The organism is Mesobacillus sp. ABV4_180 (assembly GCF_056158485.1).
Genome location: NZ_JBSWTJ010000001.1, coordinates 2,922,300 through 2,936,793, shown reverse-complemented (window position 1 = coordinate 2,936,793; position 14,494 = coordinate 2,922,300). Strand labels below are relative to the sequence as shown.

Annotated in this window: 15 protein-coding genes; 12 read left to right on the top strand and 3 right to left on the bottom strand. The window is 42.0% G+C overall.

Annotation, left to right across the window (positions count from 1 at the left end):
• Positions 1 to 126 precede the first annotated feature (126 nt).
• Positions 127 to 573 (top strand): hypothetical protein, encoded by a 447-nt coding sequence (locus ACXAEA_RS15130; protein ID WP_475096713.1) that lies wholly within the window; start codon positions 127 to 129, stop codon positions 571 to 573.
• Positions 574 to 681: 108 nt separating this feature from the next.
• On the top strand, positions 682 to 1,203 hold the full coding sequence (locus ACXAEA_RS15125; protein WP_475096712.1) for a DinB family protein: 522 nt from the start codon (positions 682 to 684) through the stop codon (positions 1,201 to 1,203).
• Between the two features lie 93 nt (positions 1,204 to 1,296).
• Here ACXAEA_RS15125 and mreBH read toward each other — a convergent pair whose 3' ends face one another.
• Positions 1,297 to 2,304 (bottom strand): rod-share determining protein MreBH, encoded by a 1,008-nt coding sequence (gene mreBH / locus ACXAEA_RS15120; RefSeq protein WP_475096711.1) that lies wholly within the window; start codon positions 2,302 to 2,304, stop codon positions 1,297 to 1,299.
• A 276-nt stretch (positions 2,305 to 2,580) separates the two neighbouring features.
• On the opposite strand from mreBH, the gene miaA reads away from it, so the two are divergent.
• The 4 genes from miaA to ACXAEA_RS15100 all read left to right on the top strand — a co-directional run bounded on the left by miaA (position 2,581) and on the right by ACXAEA_RS15100 (position 5,408).
• Positions 2,581 to 3,534: a tRNA (adenosine(37)-N6)-dimethylallyltransferase MiaA gene (miaA, locus tag ACXAEA_RS15115; protein WP_475096710.1), complete on the top strand. Its 954-nt coding sequence runs from the start codon at positions 2,581 to 2,583 to the stop codon at positions 3,532 to 3,534.
• Between the two features lie 29 nt (positions 3,535 to 3,563).
• Complete coding sequence (gene hfq, locus ACXAEA_RS15110; protein ID WP_214902219.1) at positions 3,564 to 3,794, top strand: RNA chaperone Hfq; 231 nt, start codon at positions 3,564 to 3,566, stop codon at positions 3,792 to 3,794.
• 336 nt (positions 3,795 to 4,130) lie between these two features.
• Positions 4,131 to 5,078, top strand: coding sequence for a stage V sporulation protein K (gene spoVK / locus ACXAEA_RS15105; protein WP_475096709.1), 948 nt, complete (start codon positions 4,131 to 4,133; stop codon positions 5,076 to 5,078).
• A 99-nt stretch (positions 5,079 to 5,177) separates the two neighbouring features.
• Positions 5,178 to 5,408, top strand: coding sequence for a glutaredoxin family protein (locus ACXAEA_RS15100; protein ID WP_475096708.1), 231 nt, complete (start codon positions 5,178 to 5,180; stop codon positions 5,406 to 5,408).
• Positions 5,409 to 5,447: 39 nt separating this feature from the next.
• On the opposite strand, the gene ACXAEA_RS15095 is transcribed toward ACXAEA_RS15100, so the two are convergent.
• A complete protein-coding gene (locus ACXAEA_RS15095) occupies positions 5,448 to 5,915 on the bottom strand; it encodes a hypothetical protein (RefSeq protein ID WP_475096707.1) in 468 nt (155 codons plus the stop codon).
• A gap of 445 nt (positions 5,916 to 6,360) precedes the next feature.
• Here ACXAEA_RS15095 and ACXAEA_RS15090 point away from each other — a divergent pair, with 445 nt between their 5' ends.
• Positions 6,361 to 7,380, top strand: coding sequence for an STAS domain-containing protein (locus tag ACXAEA_RS15090; RefSeq protein WP_475096706.1), 1,020 nt, complete (start codon positions 6,361 to 6,363; stop codon positions 7,378 to 7,380).
• A gap of 57 nt (positions 7,381 to 7,437) precedes the next feature.
• Here the strand turns inward: ACXAEA_RS15090 and ACXAEA_RS15085 are convergent, their stop codons facing one another.
• On the bottom strand, positions 7,438 to 8,061 hold the full coding sequence (locus tag ACXAEA_RS15085) for a trimeric intracellular cation channel family protein (protein ID WP_475096705.1): 624 nt from the start codon (positions 8,059 to 8,061) through the stop codon (positions 7,438 to 7,440).
• Positions 8,062 to 8,243: 182 nt separating this feature from the next.
• On the opposite strand from ACXAEA_RS15085, the gene hflX reads away from it, so the two are divergent.
• The 5 genes from hflX to ACXAEA_RS15060 all read left to right on the top strand — a co-directional run bounded on the left by hflX (position 8,244) and on the right by ACXAEA_RS15060 (position 14,481).
• Entirely contained in the window at positions 8,244 to 9,503 is a 1,260-nt protein-coding gene (gene hflX / locus ACXAEA_RS15080) for a GTPase HflX (RefSeq protein WP_475096704.1), read from the top strand.
• A 30-nt stretch (positions 9,504 to 9,533) separates the two neighbouring features.
• Entirely contained in the window at positions 9,534 to 10,805 is a 1,272-nt protein-coding gene (locus ACXAEA_RS15075) for a methionine gamma-lyase family protein (RefSeq protein ID WP_475096703.1), read from the top strand.
• Between the two features lie 144 nt (positions 10,806 to 10,949).
• Positions 10,950 to 11,354, top strand: coding sequence for a MerR family transcriptional regulator (locus ACXAEA_RS15070; protein WP_475096702.1), 405 nt, complete (start codon positions 10,950 to 10,952; stop codon positions 11,352 to 11,354).
• A gap of 20 nt (positions 11,355 to 11,374) precedes the next feature.
• Positions 11,375 to 12,712, top strand: coding sequence for a type I glutamate--ammonia ligase (gene glnA / locus ACXAEA_RS15065; RefSeq protein WP_475096700.1), 1,338 nt, complete (start codon positions 11,375 to 11,377; stop codon positions 12,710 to 12,712).
• 437 nt (positions 12,713 to 13,149) lie between these two features.
• Positions 13,150 to 14,481, top strand: a complete 1,332-nt coding sequence (locus ACXAEA_RS15060) for a phenylacetate--CoA ligase family protein (RefSeq protein ID WP_475096699.1) — start codon at positions 13,150 to 13,152, stop codon at positions 14,479 to 14,481.
• The last annotated feature ends 13 nt before the right edge of the window (positions 14,482 to 14,494 follow it).

Genomic DNA, 14,494 nt, shown 5'->3' with positions numbered 1-14,494 from the left:
CCGTAAGGAAGAAATGACATGATTTTCTGTTAATTGGTCACCTGTTTTGGAAAAAGATATTTTTAGTGCAGGTCATTAATCAAAAATAATGGCTGGCAATATATTTAGTTTAAGGGAGGTGATTCATTGTTTGCTTTTTCATTGCTATTCATGATCATGCCGGCTGTAATTTTGGTTTTCATTTTGGCCTTTGCTGTGAAAAATAAAGATAAAGGGGGAGAAGAAGTGGTTAGGCATTTATACACTTATCTTGTATTATTTGCAACATTGATGATGGTGATTGGTGGAGGAGTTTCGATTTTTATGGCTACAGCAGACCTTGTCAGTCCATCAGGTTATTATCAAAGCTATTCAGAATACAAACAAATGAACATGCACGAAAAGATAGAAGGTACAAAGGAAGACATGAGCGAGGAAGAACTGCGGAGCAGCTATGAGACATATATAAAGGAAGAAAAGGAAAGGCAAAAAAATCAGGCAATAAACCAGATTATCAAAAGCACTGGATTTATTGTCATCCCACTGCCAGTTTTCCTGTACTTTAATAGGTTAAGGAAACAATATAAAGAGTAATGAAGGAAGAGGCACTGTTTTTAGTGCCTCTTAAAATAAGTAATAAGAAGGGGATATTAGCCGCAGAATCGAATGTAAATAGAGACCATAGAGGGAGTGTGAGAAAATATGTACAATCGGCCAAAGTTCGAAGAATTCCCGGAATATACAAGGAAATATATCAGACTGCTTCCAGAAGGAAAATTGATTGACATTCTCAACAGCCAGATGAATTATACATATCAGCTTTTGTCAAACATTACTGACTCTCAAGCCAACTTCAGATATGCTGAAGGGAAATGGGCACTGTGCGAGGTATTAGGGCATCTGATCGATACGGAACGGATCATGTCCTACAGAATTTTGCGTATTGCCAGAGGTGACACGAGCCCGCTCTTGGGTTTTGATGAAAATAGGTTTGTAGAAGAAGCGCTGTTTCCATTGCGCGCAATGTCAGACCTCCTGGAAGACTACCAAAATGTGAGAAATGCGACGATTAGCCTTTTAACAGGATTGCCACAGAAATCATTAGAAAATTTGGGAAGTGCGAATGGATTTGACGTAAAAGTGGAAACCATCGCTTATATGATTGCAGGACATGAACTCCATCATTTGAAAATCATAAAGGAAAAATATTTAGATGCAAAATAGTTATAGTCCTAAAAATTCCCCAAGAACTTTTTAAGTGAACTAGATATAAAAAAAAAATCGCCAAATCTGGCGATCTTTTTTTTATATCGTTATCTATCTCACAGCTGGCTGCAGCTTGTGAATGTATTGAAGTGCCTTGCCCGTACCAATTGCGACTGATTCGAGTGGGTTAGGAGCAATGTGTACTGGAACGACCATTTCGCTGCCGAGCCAATCCTGCATGCCGTTAAGCAATGCGCCTCCACCGGAGAGGATTACACCGCGGTCTACGATATCACCACTTAGTTCTGCGGGGCAATCCTCGAGAGTTGCGCGGATCGCTTCCATGATATGAAGAAGCGATTCCTTGATTGCGTCCCTGATTTCATATGAATTCAAGGTCACCGTTTTTGGAAGTCCTGTCACCAAATCACGGCCGCGGATGTCCAATTCCATCATTTCATGGTCAACGAGTGCATAGCCGATTTCCATTTTAATCTTTTCAGCTGTTCTTTCACCGATCAAAACATTGTATTCTTTGCGTACATATTGAATGATGTCCTCGTCCAATCTGTCACCAGCAATTCGGATGGAGTGGCATGCGACAACTCCGCCATAGGAAATGATGGCTACTTCAGTCGTTCCTCCGCCAATATCAACAACTACGTTTGCTACCGGCTCGTCAACAGGAAGTCCCGCTCCGATTGCTGCAGCAACCGGTTCTTCAATCAGGTGAACCTTTTTGGCACCTGCATTTCTGACTGCGTCCTGAATTGCACGGCGTTCAACGCTTGTGGAACCTGATGGCGTACAGACGACTACATCAGGTTTGCGTAGCGAAAAGCCGCCTTTCTTTGCAGCCTTTTTCATAATTTGTTTCAGCATTTCAGTAGTTACATCAAAATCTGCGATGACGCCATCTTTTAAAGGTCGGATCGCCACGATTTTGCCTGGAGTCTTCCCGATCATTTCTTTCGCTTCCTTACCAACAGCAAGGACGCTCTTACTTTCAGTATCGATTGCCACAACGGAAGGTTCGTTTAAGGCAATACCTTTATTTTTACTATATACAAGTGTGTTTGCTGTACCTAAATCAATTCCAATTTCTGTAGTTGATAACATTCGTTTTCACCCAGTTCTCTATAAATTAGTTAATCCATCATAGACTTCTATTAAACTACCATGAATTTGGGGGTGAAGGAGCCTTTGTTACTGAATCGTTATCTAAATGTAAAAGTTAAGGAAAATTTTTTCAAAAAAGAGAAATAAAGAATACCCATTAAAAAAAAGGGGTATAATGCATAGATGTTCAACTGCTTTCTAATTAATGGTAAGATTAAATCAAGATGTCGGTATTCTATAACTGGCACGTTCTTTGAAAAGGCAGTGTGAAATTTTTTGGAACAGAAACAGAAATTAATTGTGTTAATTGGTCCGACTGCAGTCGGCAAGACGAAGCTGAGTATTGAACTGGCTAAAAAATACAATGCTGAAATCATCAGCGGCGATTCGATGCAGATTTATAAAGGGATGGATATTGGAACAGCGAAAATCACCCCTGAAGAGATGGATGGTGTCCCGCATCATTTGATTGATATTAAAGAGCCTGATGAAAGTTTTTCTACTGCAGAATTCCAGGAGCTCGTCCGCAAAAAGATTGCAGAGATCAGTTCCCGGGGAAGGCTGCCCATGATTGTAGGCGGTACAGGGCTTTATATCCAATCAGTCATTTACGATTACCATTTTACTGACGCACCTTCAGACCCTGAGTTTCGTCGACAGTTAGAAGAAGTTGCCGAAAAATTGGGGCCAGAGCTTTTGCATGACAGATTAAAGGAAGCTGACCCGATCAGTGCAGAGAGAATTCATCCGAATAATGTGCGCCGGGTGATCAGGGCACTGGAAATCATCCACTGTTCAGGGAATACACCGGGAGAGCTGCAGGAAGACCAATCCCCAGAGTTATTATATGATACCGCCATCATTGGGCTGTCCATGGAAAGGAACCTGCTTTATCAGCGGATCAATCTGAGGGTGGATTTAATGATCGAACAAGGGCTGCTTGATGAAGTAAAGTATTTCTATGATAAAGGGTTACGAGAAAGTCAGTCGATCCAGGCAATCGGCTATAAAGAATTGTACGAGTTTTTCGATGGCGACATATCGCTTGAGCAGGCGGTCGAAAATTTGAAACAAAATTCACGCCGATATGCAAAAAGGCAGCTAACATGGTTTCGAAACAAGATGAATGTGGAATGGTTTGATATGTCAGTGTCAAATGACACTGAAAAAAAATTCGCCGAAATTTCCAAGTTCATTGAAGGAAAGCTCGAGATAACAGCGAATACATAATAATAGAGATAAAAGAGGAGGATCCGCCCATGAAACAAGTGAACATTCAGGACCAGTATTTAAATCAGTGCCGCAAAGATAATATTAATGTGACCGTTTTTTTATTGAACGGTTTTCAGTTAAGAGGACAAATTAAAGGATTTGATAACTTTACAGTCCTTTTTGAATCTGACGGCAAGCAGCAGCTCGTCTATAAGCATGCGATTTCTACATTCGCACCGCAAAAGAATGTTCAAATTGATTATGAAGGCCAAGCTTAATTCAGATATGCAAGAGGACCCGCCATTGGCGGGTTTTTTCTTTATCAGTGAATGGACTTAAGATTGTGCATCAGATTAATACATAAATAAGATTTATTTTAAAAATGAATTCCTGCCCTGACGAATACATATAAATATAGGAGTTTATTTCTTGGGAAACCGCAGATTGTGACAAAGTCTATAGATTAATACGAAGTTTGTCTTTTAATCGGTTCCCAAGTGCCCAGATCTCAATGATCAGAAATGTTCTCCTTGCTCGGCGTATGCCTCAAGCAGGTGAATATCAGAGTTACAGCTATTTTGCGAATATTGTTTCCAGAATGAGAGGTGAAATCTTTGGACCAACCGCTTCGCAAGAAAAATAACGGTCAAATCAGCATTGTTTTGAACTCGCAAAAAAGAAAGACGTTGACGAAAGAATTACCTGAAACGAATATGGTTCCAAAGTCGATCCCGCAGGAGCACACAGCCTTGAAAGAAATTGAGGAAGAGCTCGGGGCGCTTGTTGGCATGGAAGAAATGAAAAGAATGATAAAAGAAATTTATGCCTGGATATATGTGAATAAAAAAAGGGAAGAAATGGGCCTGAAAGCAGGCAAACAGGCTCTTCACATGATGTTCAAGGGGAATCCGGGAACAGGGAAGACAACTGTGGCAAGGATCATCGGCAAGCTCTTTCTGAAGATGAATGTTCTTTCGAAAGGGCATTTAATCGAGGCAGAACGGGCCGACCTTGTTGGGGAATATATCGGGCATACGGCACAAAAGACACGGGATTTGATAAAAAAAGCTCTTGGGGGCATTCTTTTCATCGATGAAGCATATTCGCTCGGACGCGGCGGAGAAAAGGATTTTGGCAAGGAAGCGATTGATACGCTTGTCAAACATATGGAGGATAAACAGCATGAGTTCATTTTAATCCTTGCAGGGTATTCCCGTGAAATGGAATACTTCCTGACCCTGAATCCTGGTCTTCATTCACGTTTTCCACTGGTGATCGATTTTCCGGATTATTCTATTGAACAACTGATGGATATCGGCCAGCGAATGTTAAAGGAGAGGGAATACAGCCTGAGCCATGAAGCAGAACGCAAATTCAGGGAGCACCTTGTCACTGTAAAATCCACTCTAGGTGCAGCGGCATTTTCGAATGGGCGTTATGTAAGGAATGTAATCGAAAAATCAATCAGGGCACAGGCAATGAGACTCTTGATGCAGAATCAGTATGACAAGCATGAATTGATGACCATCCGCAGCAATGACCTTGTCTTTTCAGAAGATTAAAAAGGTGAAACAATGTCAAAAGCTTTTGTTGACATTGTTTTTGGTCTTTGTTAATATACCCTTAAGGGTATATTAAATCTTTTGCTTGGGGGAATAATCATGAACGATATTACAGTTTACACAACGAATACATGTCCTTACTGCACGATGATGAAGAACTTCCTGGACGACAAAGGAATCGCTTATAAGGAAGTTAATGTCCAAAAAGATCCAATCGCCGCACAAAGACTGGTTGAAGCAACTGGCCAAATGGGCGTGCCGCAATCAAATGTAAACGGAAATTGGGTATTAGGATTCGATCCAAATTCGGTAATGTCTTTTCTTAAATAATGATAAAAAGGATCCCGTAGTGAGTCTGGGGATCCTTTTTCATTTTTCGATTAAAACCTCTTCCTGCCATACTTGATATAAGTAGATCACTACAGAGAATAAAACAAATAATAGAAATCGCTCCCAGGGGGTAATATTGATCAATCGATAAATGCCCATTTTTTCTTGTAACAAATAGTGGACAGGAAAAATGGCAAAAACGAAATCAACGATGATGTTTGTAATGAGGTACTTCCAGAATTGTCCGTATGTATAGTAGAAAATCCATATAGTTATTATGATAAAAACCCCGAACACCCCTGAGACAAATAGAGGTTTTAATGAGGGGATAATCGAAACTTTTATCTCCCAGTGCTTTTGGTTGTAAGCAATGACATTGTATACTGCCATTATAAGAGAAGTGAGAATCGCGACTGGCATATAACGTTTGATCCCTACCTTCTTTAGAAATAGAAGGGTGAACCACGGGACTATCAGCGAAGCCCACAACAATAATTTATTGACCATACGGAAATCTCCTTTGTTAAGGTAATTCTAGTATTTGAAATTCCCTCCAATTTATCCATAAGAATCAATCCCTTCGATTCAATAAAACTGAAAGATCACGCTCGAGGTTACATCTATTATCGTTTTGCCTTTTAACAAAACATTCTTTACTTTTTAAAGTACCCTGTCCAATTTTTGAAATAATTCGGCAAACAACGTTCTCTTTTTCTCCTTTTCATGTAGTTTGGTACTAGCTTGATGACAGAAGTAAGTCATGAGCTAAATTATGATTGAACAGAAATCAAAGAAGTTAAAGAAATACTTTTATCAAAAAAAGGTTTACAAAGTTTTTTTATGGGTAAACAATATTGGGTTTTTCTATTAATTTTTCGACTGTGGGAGAAACTAAACACCAACATAATTTTCAATCTTAGTTAAGCTATAGATATTAAAGGAGAAATAAAATATGGGGTATGAGTACAACCACAAGATTGAGGGTATTGATTTTAGCTGGGATGTCAATAAAGGAAGATTCTCATTCGAAGGTGAGGATGCAGTGCTCTTCTGGATTTCTTCAGCTATGAAAACTTTTTTTGATACAATCGAAGAGATCTCAGGTGAAGAGGCATCGAATCTTGTTTTTGAAACGACAGGATTCCGGCAGGGCCTGGTAGTCGGACAGTATTTTGAAAAAATGAAGGAAGTCAGTGTCACCGAGGCTGCTGAAATGATCACCAATACATATTCTACCGCAGGATGGGGCATGACCATCATTGAAGATTTGAACTTCGAAACGAAAACATTTACTGCCATCATGAAAGACAGCTGGGAGCATAAAGTGAACGTAGCCCAGGGCAAGTCCAAGGGAGGGAGATTCCTCCCGGCACATTATGCAGGAGTATTTTCGGGGCTCTTTGGCACGAATATTTGGTATAAAATCAAACAGGACCAGTTAGAGGGAAACGAACACAGTATAATCGAATATTTTCCTTCCGATGTGACGATATCGGATAATATTCATCAGCTGGCTCGCAAAAAAGAGTCAGAACAAATCAGGAAGCTTGAAAGCCTGGTCGAAGAAAAAACCTTGGAATTGAAGGAATTGGTTAACAAGCTTTCGTCACCTATTATTCCGGTGCTAGAGGGAGTCGTTGTGGTACCCTTGATCGGAAAATACGACGAAGACAGGGCAGACCAGCTGATTATCAATACACTCAACAAATTGCCTGCGTATAAAGCAAGCTATCTCGTGCTTGACCTGACAGGCATGGATCAGGATATCGGCCCACATGCCGTCAGTTTAATCGAGAAAATTGGATCTGCTGCAAGATTGATCGGCACAAAAACAATTCTCGTTGGCATTTCCTCGTCATTGGGAATTGAAATCACCCAATCAAATATTAACTTATCAAAATTTGATTGTTTCCAAACGCTGCAACACGGTATCCATTATGCAATCGGACAGATGGGCAGGAAAATCATCTAAAAAAAGCAGAGTACATTCATTAAACTGAATGCGACTCTGCTTTTTTTGCAGTCTTTTTTATAGCTGAGGTGGATGGAGATTGACTCCCAGCTTCCGGACTGGAAGATGCCACTTATAGGTGTAGGATAATACACGAAGTGCAGTCAGGATACCAAATAAGCCATAGAGCGTAACGGCATTGTCTGCCATTCCGAGCCCGATGATTAGACCGGCAAGAACTGCCCATACAGCATAGATCTCTGCTTTAAATACCAATGGTTTCCGGCCGGCAAGCAAATCACGGATGATTCCGCCGCCGCTGCCTGTCAATACGGCTGCCACAATGACTGCGCTAAGCGGATGCCCCATATTGGAAGCGTATATGGCTCCCTGGATTGCAAATGCAGCAAGTCCGATGGCATCAAAAAAATTGCCCCATCGTTGCCAGTGTTTCAAAAGATTGGTTGGAAACAGAAAAACGATCGTAATCGACAGCAAAGCCAAATTGAAGAAAATTCCCTGATCCCAAATTGCCGATACAGGCACACCAATAAGCAAGTTTCGGATTGCTCCGCCGCCAAAGGCTGTCACGATTCCCAGTATATATACTCCGAAGATATCATATTCCTCTTCCATTGCGATAATTGCACCGCTGATCGCGAATGCGACTGTTCCAATCATGCTGAGTACTTCCCATGTCATTTCCGCTGTGCTCCTCTTGTTAAAATAAAACTTAAATACTAAAATAGGAAAATGCAAACATATTGATTTTATCATTTTTGATGCAATTTACAACCACTTTAGCCCGGTATGCCAAAATTTTTGTTTGAGGATGAATTTTGGTATGATGTTTTTAGCTATATAGAAGGAAAGAAGGGGATTGTTTGGAACAAGATCATGTACTTGAAAAAGTGATCCTTGTTGGCTGCCAGACGAATGATGAGGATGATCTTCGCTTTCAGTATTCAATGGAAGAGCTTGCATCGCTTACGGAAACGGCAAAAGGGAACGTAATGGTGCAGGTTGTTCAAAAGAGGCCCAAGGTCCATCCGGCTACATACATAGGAAAAGGGAAAGTTGAAGAGCTTCAGGCACTGGAGGAAGAGCTTGAACCAGATTTGATTATCTTCAATGATGAATTATCACCAAGCCAAAACCGCAACTTGTCTGCAGGACTGAAAGCAAGAGTTATTGACAGGACACAGCTCATTCTCGACATTTTTGCACAAAGGGCCCGTTCAAAAGAAGGGAAGCTTCAGGTCGAGCTCGCACAGCTTCAATATCTTCTTCCTCGTCTTGGCGGAAAAGGAATTGAGATGTCGCGTCTTGGAGCCGGTATCGGTACGAGGGGACCGGGGGAAACGAAGCTGGAGTCAGATCGCCGTCATATCCGCAGGCGGATTGACGATATCAAAACACAACTTTCAGTCATTGTTCAGCATCGCGACCGCTACAGAGAACGCCGCAAGAAAAATAAGGCATTCCAAATCGCACTTGTGGGTTATACGAACGCTGGGAAATCTACATTGTTCAATCGGATGACAGAGGCTGATTCTTTTGAAGAAAACCAGTTGTTTGCCACGCTTGATCCGATGACAAGAAAGGCTGTTTTACCAAGCGGGTTCACTGTCTTGCTGACAGATACGGTCGGTTTCATACAGGATTTACCGACTACCCTGATTGCAGCTTTCAGATCAACACTTGAAGAAGTAAGCGAAGCCGACCTGCTGCTTCATGTAGTCGACATGTCGAGTCAGGATTATTTTTCCCACGAACAGACGGTGAATAAATTACTTGAGGATCTTGATGTCCATCAAATCCCGCAGATTACCGTCTATAATAAACGCGATATCGCACACCAGGATTTCGTGCCTAATGCCAAAAATGAAACGGCATTCATTAGTGCATTCAGTGAAGAAGACAGAAAGAATCTGCTTTTAAAAATCGAGCAGAGCATCATCGGAATGATGGAACCATTCAACGTGCTTGTCCCTTCAGACGAAGGCAAACTGCTGGCACAATTGAAAAATGAAACCATCCTTCGTGAACTTGCTTTTGATGAAGATAAACAAGCTTATGTTTGCAAAGGTTTTTCTTTAGCTGACCATCAAATTACCGGACAGCTGAAGCGTTTTTCAATATAATCATGATTTTCACAGGAATAGGAGAGCAACATGTTTACACAGCTAAAAAACGGGCAAATGCTTCAGCCGCTTGTCAGTGGCGTTGAGCAGCAAATTGCCGAAGTGCACAAAAAAATTGATGCGAGGATTGATTCCAATCAATTCAGGGTTCTGCAGAGTTTCCAGCGAAATCGTGTCAGTGATTCACATTTCATCCCGACGACCGGTTACGGATATGATGATGCAGGCCGGGAAACGCTCGAAAAAATCTATGCCGAGGTTTTTGGCGGAGAAGCAGGCCTTGTTCGTCCGCAAATCATTTCGGGAACACATGCAATTTCAATTGCGTTATTTGGCATTCTTCGCCCTGGCGATGAACTTCTTTACATTACAGGAAAGCCCTACGACACCCTTGAAGAAATCGTCGGCATACGTGGTACAGGAAATGGGTCCTTAAAGGAATTTGGTGTATCCTACAATACCGTGAATCTAACGGCGAACGGTGGGATTGATTGGGATGCTGTCCAAAAGGCGATTAAGCCTGAAACGAAAATGATTGGCATCCAGCGGTCAAAGGGCTATGCGACAAGGCCGTCCTTCACGGTATCTGAAATTGGTGAAATGGTTAGATTCGTAAAAGAAATTAAGTCTGACGTAATTGTCTTTGTCGACAACTGCTATGGCGAATTCGTTGAGGAAATGGAACCATGCCATGCAGGTGCGGATCTAATGGCAGGTTCACTGATTAAAAATCCCGGCGGTGGCATTGCGAAAACAGGCGGGTATATTGTGGGCAAGGCTGAATATGTAGAGTCCTGTTCTTACAGGATGACATCTCCCGGTATCGGGGCGGAAGCTGGTGCTTCATTATATTCCTTGCAGGAAATGTATCAGGGCTTCTTCATGGCGCCGCATATTGTTGCCCAGGCATTAAAGGGTGCTGTATTTACTGCTGCAATGCTGGAGCGCCTGGGAATGAACTCGTCGCCAAGATGGGATGCTGAACGGACTGACCTGATTCAATCCGTCCAATTCGATGATCGAGACAAAATGGTCGCTTTTTGCCAGGCGATACAGTTTGCTTCCCCGATAAACTCTCACGTCACTGCTCATCCAGCTTATATGCCTGGATATGAGGATGATGTAATCATGGCAGCTGGTACATTCATCCAGGGAGCAAGCATCGAATTAACTGCAGATGGTCCGATCAGACCGCCGTATGTAGCCTATGTTCAGGGAGGGCTGACATATTCCCATGTGAAAATGGCGGTATGTCTTGCCATCGATTCATTAATAGAAAAAGGTTTAATTCATATAAAATAGGAAAATATACAACAGGACAGCTTGCTGAAAGTGTCCTGTTGTTTTTTTATGAAAATTCATGTCAGATAATCTAACATATGTTTGACAACATATCTTACATTGAATATAATGAAAATATCTTAAGAGGGAAGGAGGAGAAATCAAATGGGCGGAAGTGAAATTCGCCGGAATATGCCGCTCTTCAGCATTGGGATTGTCATGCAGCTGACTGATTTAACAGCCAGGCAAATCCGATACTATGAAGAACATGAATTGATTTCTCCGGCAAGAACAGAAGGCAAAAAAAGACTCTTTTCCTTAAATGATATTGACAAGCTCCTTGAGGTCAAGGATTTGATTGATCAGGGAGTCAACATGGCAGGCATCAAGCAACTATTTAATGTGAAGCAACAGACAGCCATTAGTGCTGCTGAAGAAAAACAAGCTGAAAAAGCAAGACGTGAACTTTCCGATTCAGATTTACGGAAATTGCTCCGCAAAGAGCTTCTCCAGGCAGGACGTTTCAACCGTTCAACCGACCGTGGAGACATGTCGAGATTTTTTCATTAAAATTTAGGAGGAAATTTAGGATGGCAAAGTACACAAGAGAAGACATTGTACGTTTATCAAAAGAAGAAAATGTAAAATTCATTCGTTTGCAGTTCACTGACATTCTAGGAACAATCAAAAACGTAGAAATTCCAATCAGCCAGCTTGAAAAAGCGCTTGATAATAAAATGATGTTCGATGGATCATCTATCGAAGGCTTCGTTCGTATTGAAGAATCTGATATGTACCTTATTCCAGACTTAGATACATGGGTTGTCTTCCCTTGGACAGCTGAAAAGGGGAAAGTTGCACGTTTAATCTGTGATATTAACAATGCGGACGGCACACCATTTGCTGGTGACCCTCGTGGAAACCTGAAGCGTATCCTTAAGGAAATGGAAGAGTTGGGCTACACGAATTTCAACCTTGGGCCAGAACCAGAATTCTTCCTGTTCAAGCTTGACGTTAATGGTGAGCCAACACTTGAATTGAATGACAACGGTGGATACTTCGACCTTGCTCCAACAGACCTTGGCGAAAACTGCCGACGTGATATCGTTCTTGAACTTGAAGAAATGGGCTTTGAAATCGAGGCATCTCATCACGAGGTTGCTCCAGGACAGCACGAAATCGACTTTAAATATGCAGATGCTTTAACAGCTTGTGACCAGATCCAAACGTTCAAGCTTGTTGTAAAAACAATCGCACGCAAACACGGCCTGCATGCTACATTCATGCCAAAGCCATTGTTCGGTGTGAACGGCTCAGGAATGCACTGTAACATGTCATTGTTCCGCAACGGCGAGAACTCATTCTATGATCCATCTGATAAGAAACTTGAGCTGAGCGAAACTGCATACCAGTTCATCGCTGGAACACTTAAGCACGCATCTGGATTTACAGCTGTAACGAACCCAACTGTAAACTCTTACAAGCGTCTGGTTCCTGGCTATGAAGCTCCTTGCTACGTAGCATGGTCTGCAAAGAATCGTTCTCCTTTGATCCGTATCCCTGCATCACGCGGAATGAGCACACGTGTTGAAGTCCGCAGTGTTGACCCTGCAGCTAACCCATACCTAGCAATGGCAGTATTGCTTGCAGCAGGCCTTGACGGAATCAAGAACAAAATGACACCTCCTGCATCAGTAGACCGCAACATCTATGTCATGAACAAAGAAGAGCGTGTTGAAGAAGGAATCGATGATCTGCCACCAACATTGGCTGCAGCACTTGACCAGCTGAAGAAAGATCAGGTCATCTGCTCAGCACTTGGTGAGCACATCCTTGAACACTTCATCGAAGCGAAAGAAATCGAATGGGATATGTTCCGCACACAAGTTCACCCTTGGGAACGTGAACAGTATATGAGCATGTATTAATAGAAAAGAAATGGCCTCTTGATTGAATCAAGAGGTCTTTTTTTGCGAAAAAAAGCCGCTGCAGATGTTATCACTGCTTCTCCGTGATGAATTAGGATGAAATGAGTAGTAGTAACCCGCTGCTGGTTAAAATCTCTACAGTTTGCAGGATAATCTCTCCGAAAGCTACATTAATCTCTCAATAAATCACAATAATCTCTCAATAAATCACAATAATCTCCCCGGAAGTCACGTTAATCTCTCTGAAAACCACATTAATCTCTCCTTTTTCCATCTCCTAACAAAATTCCGCCATCAAATATTAAAATTTTCAGAAAAATAATTGACTTTTTCCTATATACACGTTATCTTTGTTTTAAAATATATAACACTTTTATTGTGTTACGGTTATATAACGTTATATAAATAAAATTTTATGTAATGTAGGGGGCGGAAACTTGATCTTACATGAAATCGAAACGAAAAGCCGTGAGTCAATTGAGGGAATCCAGCTTCAAAGACTTAGGACAGTAGTAGAAAAAGTCGCTCAGAGGGTCCCATTTTACCGGGAGAAATTCGCAAAGGTTCATTTTTCTCCAGAAATGCTCAAAAGTCTCTCAGATTTGGAAGCGCTTCCTTTTACAGAAAAGCAAGATTTACGGGACCACTATCCATTCGGATTATTTGCTGTTCCGCAAAGTGAACTGGTCAGAGTCCATGCTTCTTCTGGAACAAGCGGCAAGTCCACGGTTGTAGGCTATACAAAAAATGATATTGAAATGTGGGGAGAGATTGTAGCCAGATCCATCGCCTTAGCTGGCGGTGAACCAGGTAAGTTCCTTCACAATGCTTATGGGTACGGGCTTTTTACCGGAGGGCTGGGGCTTCACTACGGAAGCGAAAAGCTCGGGATGGTGACAGTGCCGGTTTCAGGAGGGAATACGCAAAGACAGATCATGTTAATTGAAGATTTTAAACCAGAAGTCATTTGCGGAACTCCATCCTACATACTGAATATTGCTGAAACGATGGAAGAAATGGGCAAGGACCCGAGAAAGACTTCCTTAAAATATGGAATTTTCGGGGCTGAACCCTGGTCGGAAGAAATGAGGAAAACGCTTGAAGAAAAGCTGGATATTAAGGCGGTCGATATTTACGGGCTAAGTGAAGTGATCGGGCCAGGAGTGGCGAATGAATGTCATGAAGCACAGGCCGGACTCCATGTTGCTGAGGACCATTTTTATGTCGAAGTAATCGATCCAGAAACATTGAAGCCACTTCCAGATGGCGAAGAAGGAGAGCTAGTCTTCACCAGTCTGACGAAGGAAGCCTTCCCGGTCATTCGATACCGCACAGGAGATATTGCATCGCTTACTAGAGAAAAATGCAGCTGCGGGCGGACGACAGTGAGAATGTCCCGTGTCAAGGGAAGGATCGATGACATGCTGATCATCAACGGCGTGAATGTATTTCCGTCACAGATCGAGCACTGTCTGCTGACTGTCCCTGAGCTTGCCCCTCATTACCAGATTCAAATTTTACAAAAACGGACATTAAAGGTTCTTGAACTGCATGTAGAAATGAATGAGGAGTACTTCAGGATGATAGGAGAGGACCCTATTTCTGATGCAGTTTATATGCTGGAGAAAAACATCCAATCATTGCTGAAAAGCCAGTGCCTGATCTCAGTGGAGGTGCGTGTGCATCGTCCGAAAACGATCCCTCGTTCAGAGGGGAAGGCTGTCCGGATTATTGATAAAACGAAGGAACCAATCGGAACACAAACATAAGGAGGTTAACAGC

What these genes read in the sequence shown, in the direction of transcription:
- glnA (WP_475096700.1), top strand. Translation starts at nt 11,375, where the DNA reads ATGGCAAAGTACACAAGAGAAGACATTGTACGTTTATCAAAAGAAGAA.
- ACXAEA_RS15125 (WP_475096712.1), top strand. Translation starts at nt 682, where the DNA reads ATGTACAATCGGCCAAAGTTCGAAGAATTCCCGGAATATACAAGGAAA.
- ACXAEA_RS15090 (WP_475096706.1), top strand. Translation starts at nt 6,361, where the DNA reads ATGGGGTATGAGTACAACCACAAGATTGAGGGTATTGATTTTAGCTGG.
- ACXAEA_RS15100 (WP_475096708.1), top strand. Translation starts at nt 5,178, where the DNA reads ATGAACGATATTACAGTTTACACAACGAATACATGTCCTTACTGCACG.
- ACXAEA_RS15075 (WP_475096703.1), top strand. Translation starts at nt 9,534, where the DNA reads ATGTTTACACAGCTAAAAAACGGGCAAATGCTTCAGCCGCTTGTCAGT.
- mreBH (WP_475096711.1), bottom strand. Translation starts at nt 2,304, where the DNA reads ATGTTATCAACTACAGAAATTGGAATTGATTTAGGTACAGCAAACACA.
- ACXAEA_RS15070 (WP_475096702.1), top strand. Translation starts at nt 10,950, where the DNA reads ATGGGCGGAAGTGAAATTCGCCGGAATATGCCGCTCTTCAGCATTGGG.
- ACXAEA_RS15085 (WP_475096705.1), bottom strand. Translation starts at nt 8,061, where the DNA reads ATGACATGGGAAGTACTCAGCATGATTGGAACAGTCGCATTCGCGATC.
- ACXAEA_RS15095 (WP_475096707.1), bottom strand. Translation starts at nt 5,915, where the DNA reads ATGGTCAATAAATTATTGTTGTGGGCTTCGCTGATAGTCCCGTGGTTC.
- hfq (WP_214902219.1), top strand. Translation starts at nt 3,564, where the DNA reads ATGAAACAAGTGAACATTCAGGACCAGTATTTAAATCAGTGCCGCAAA.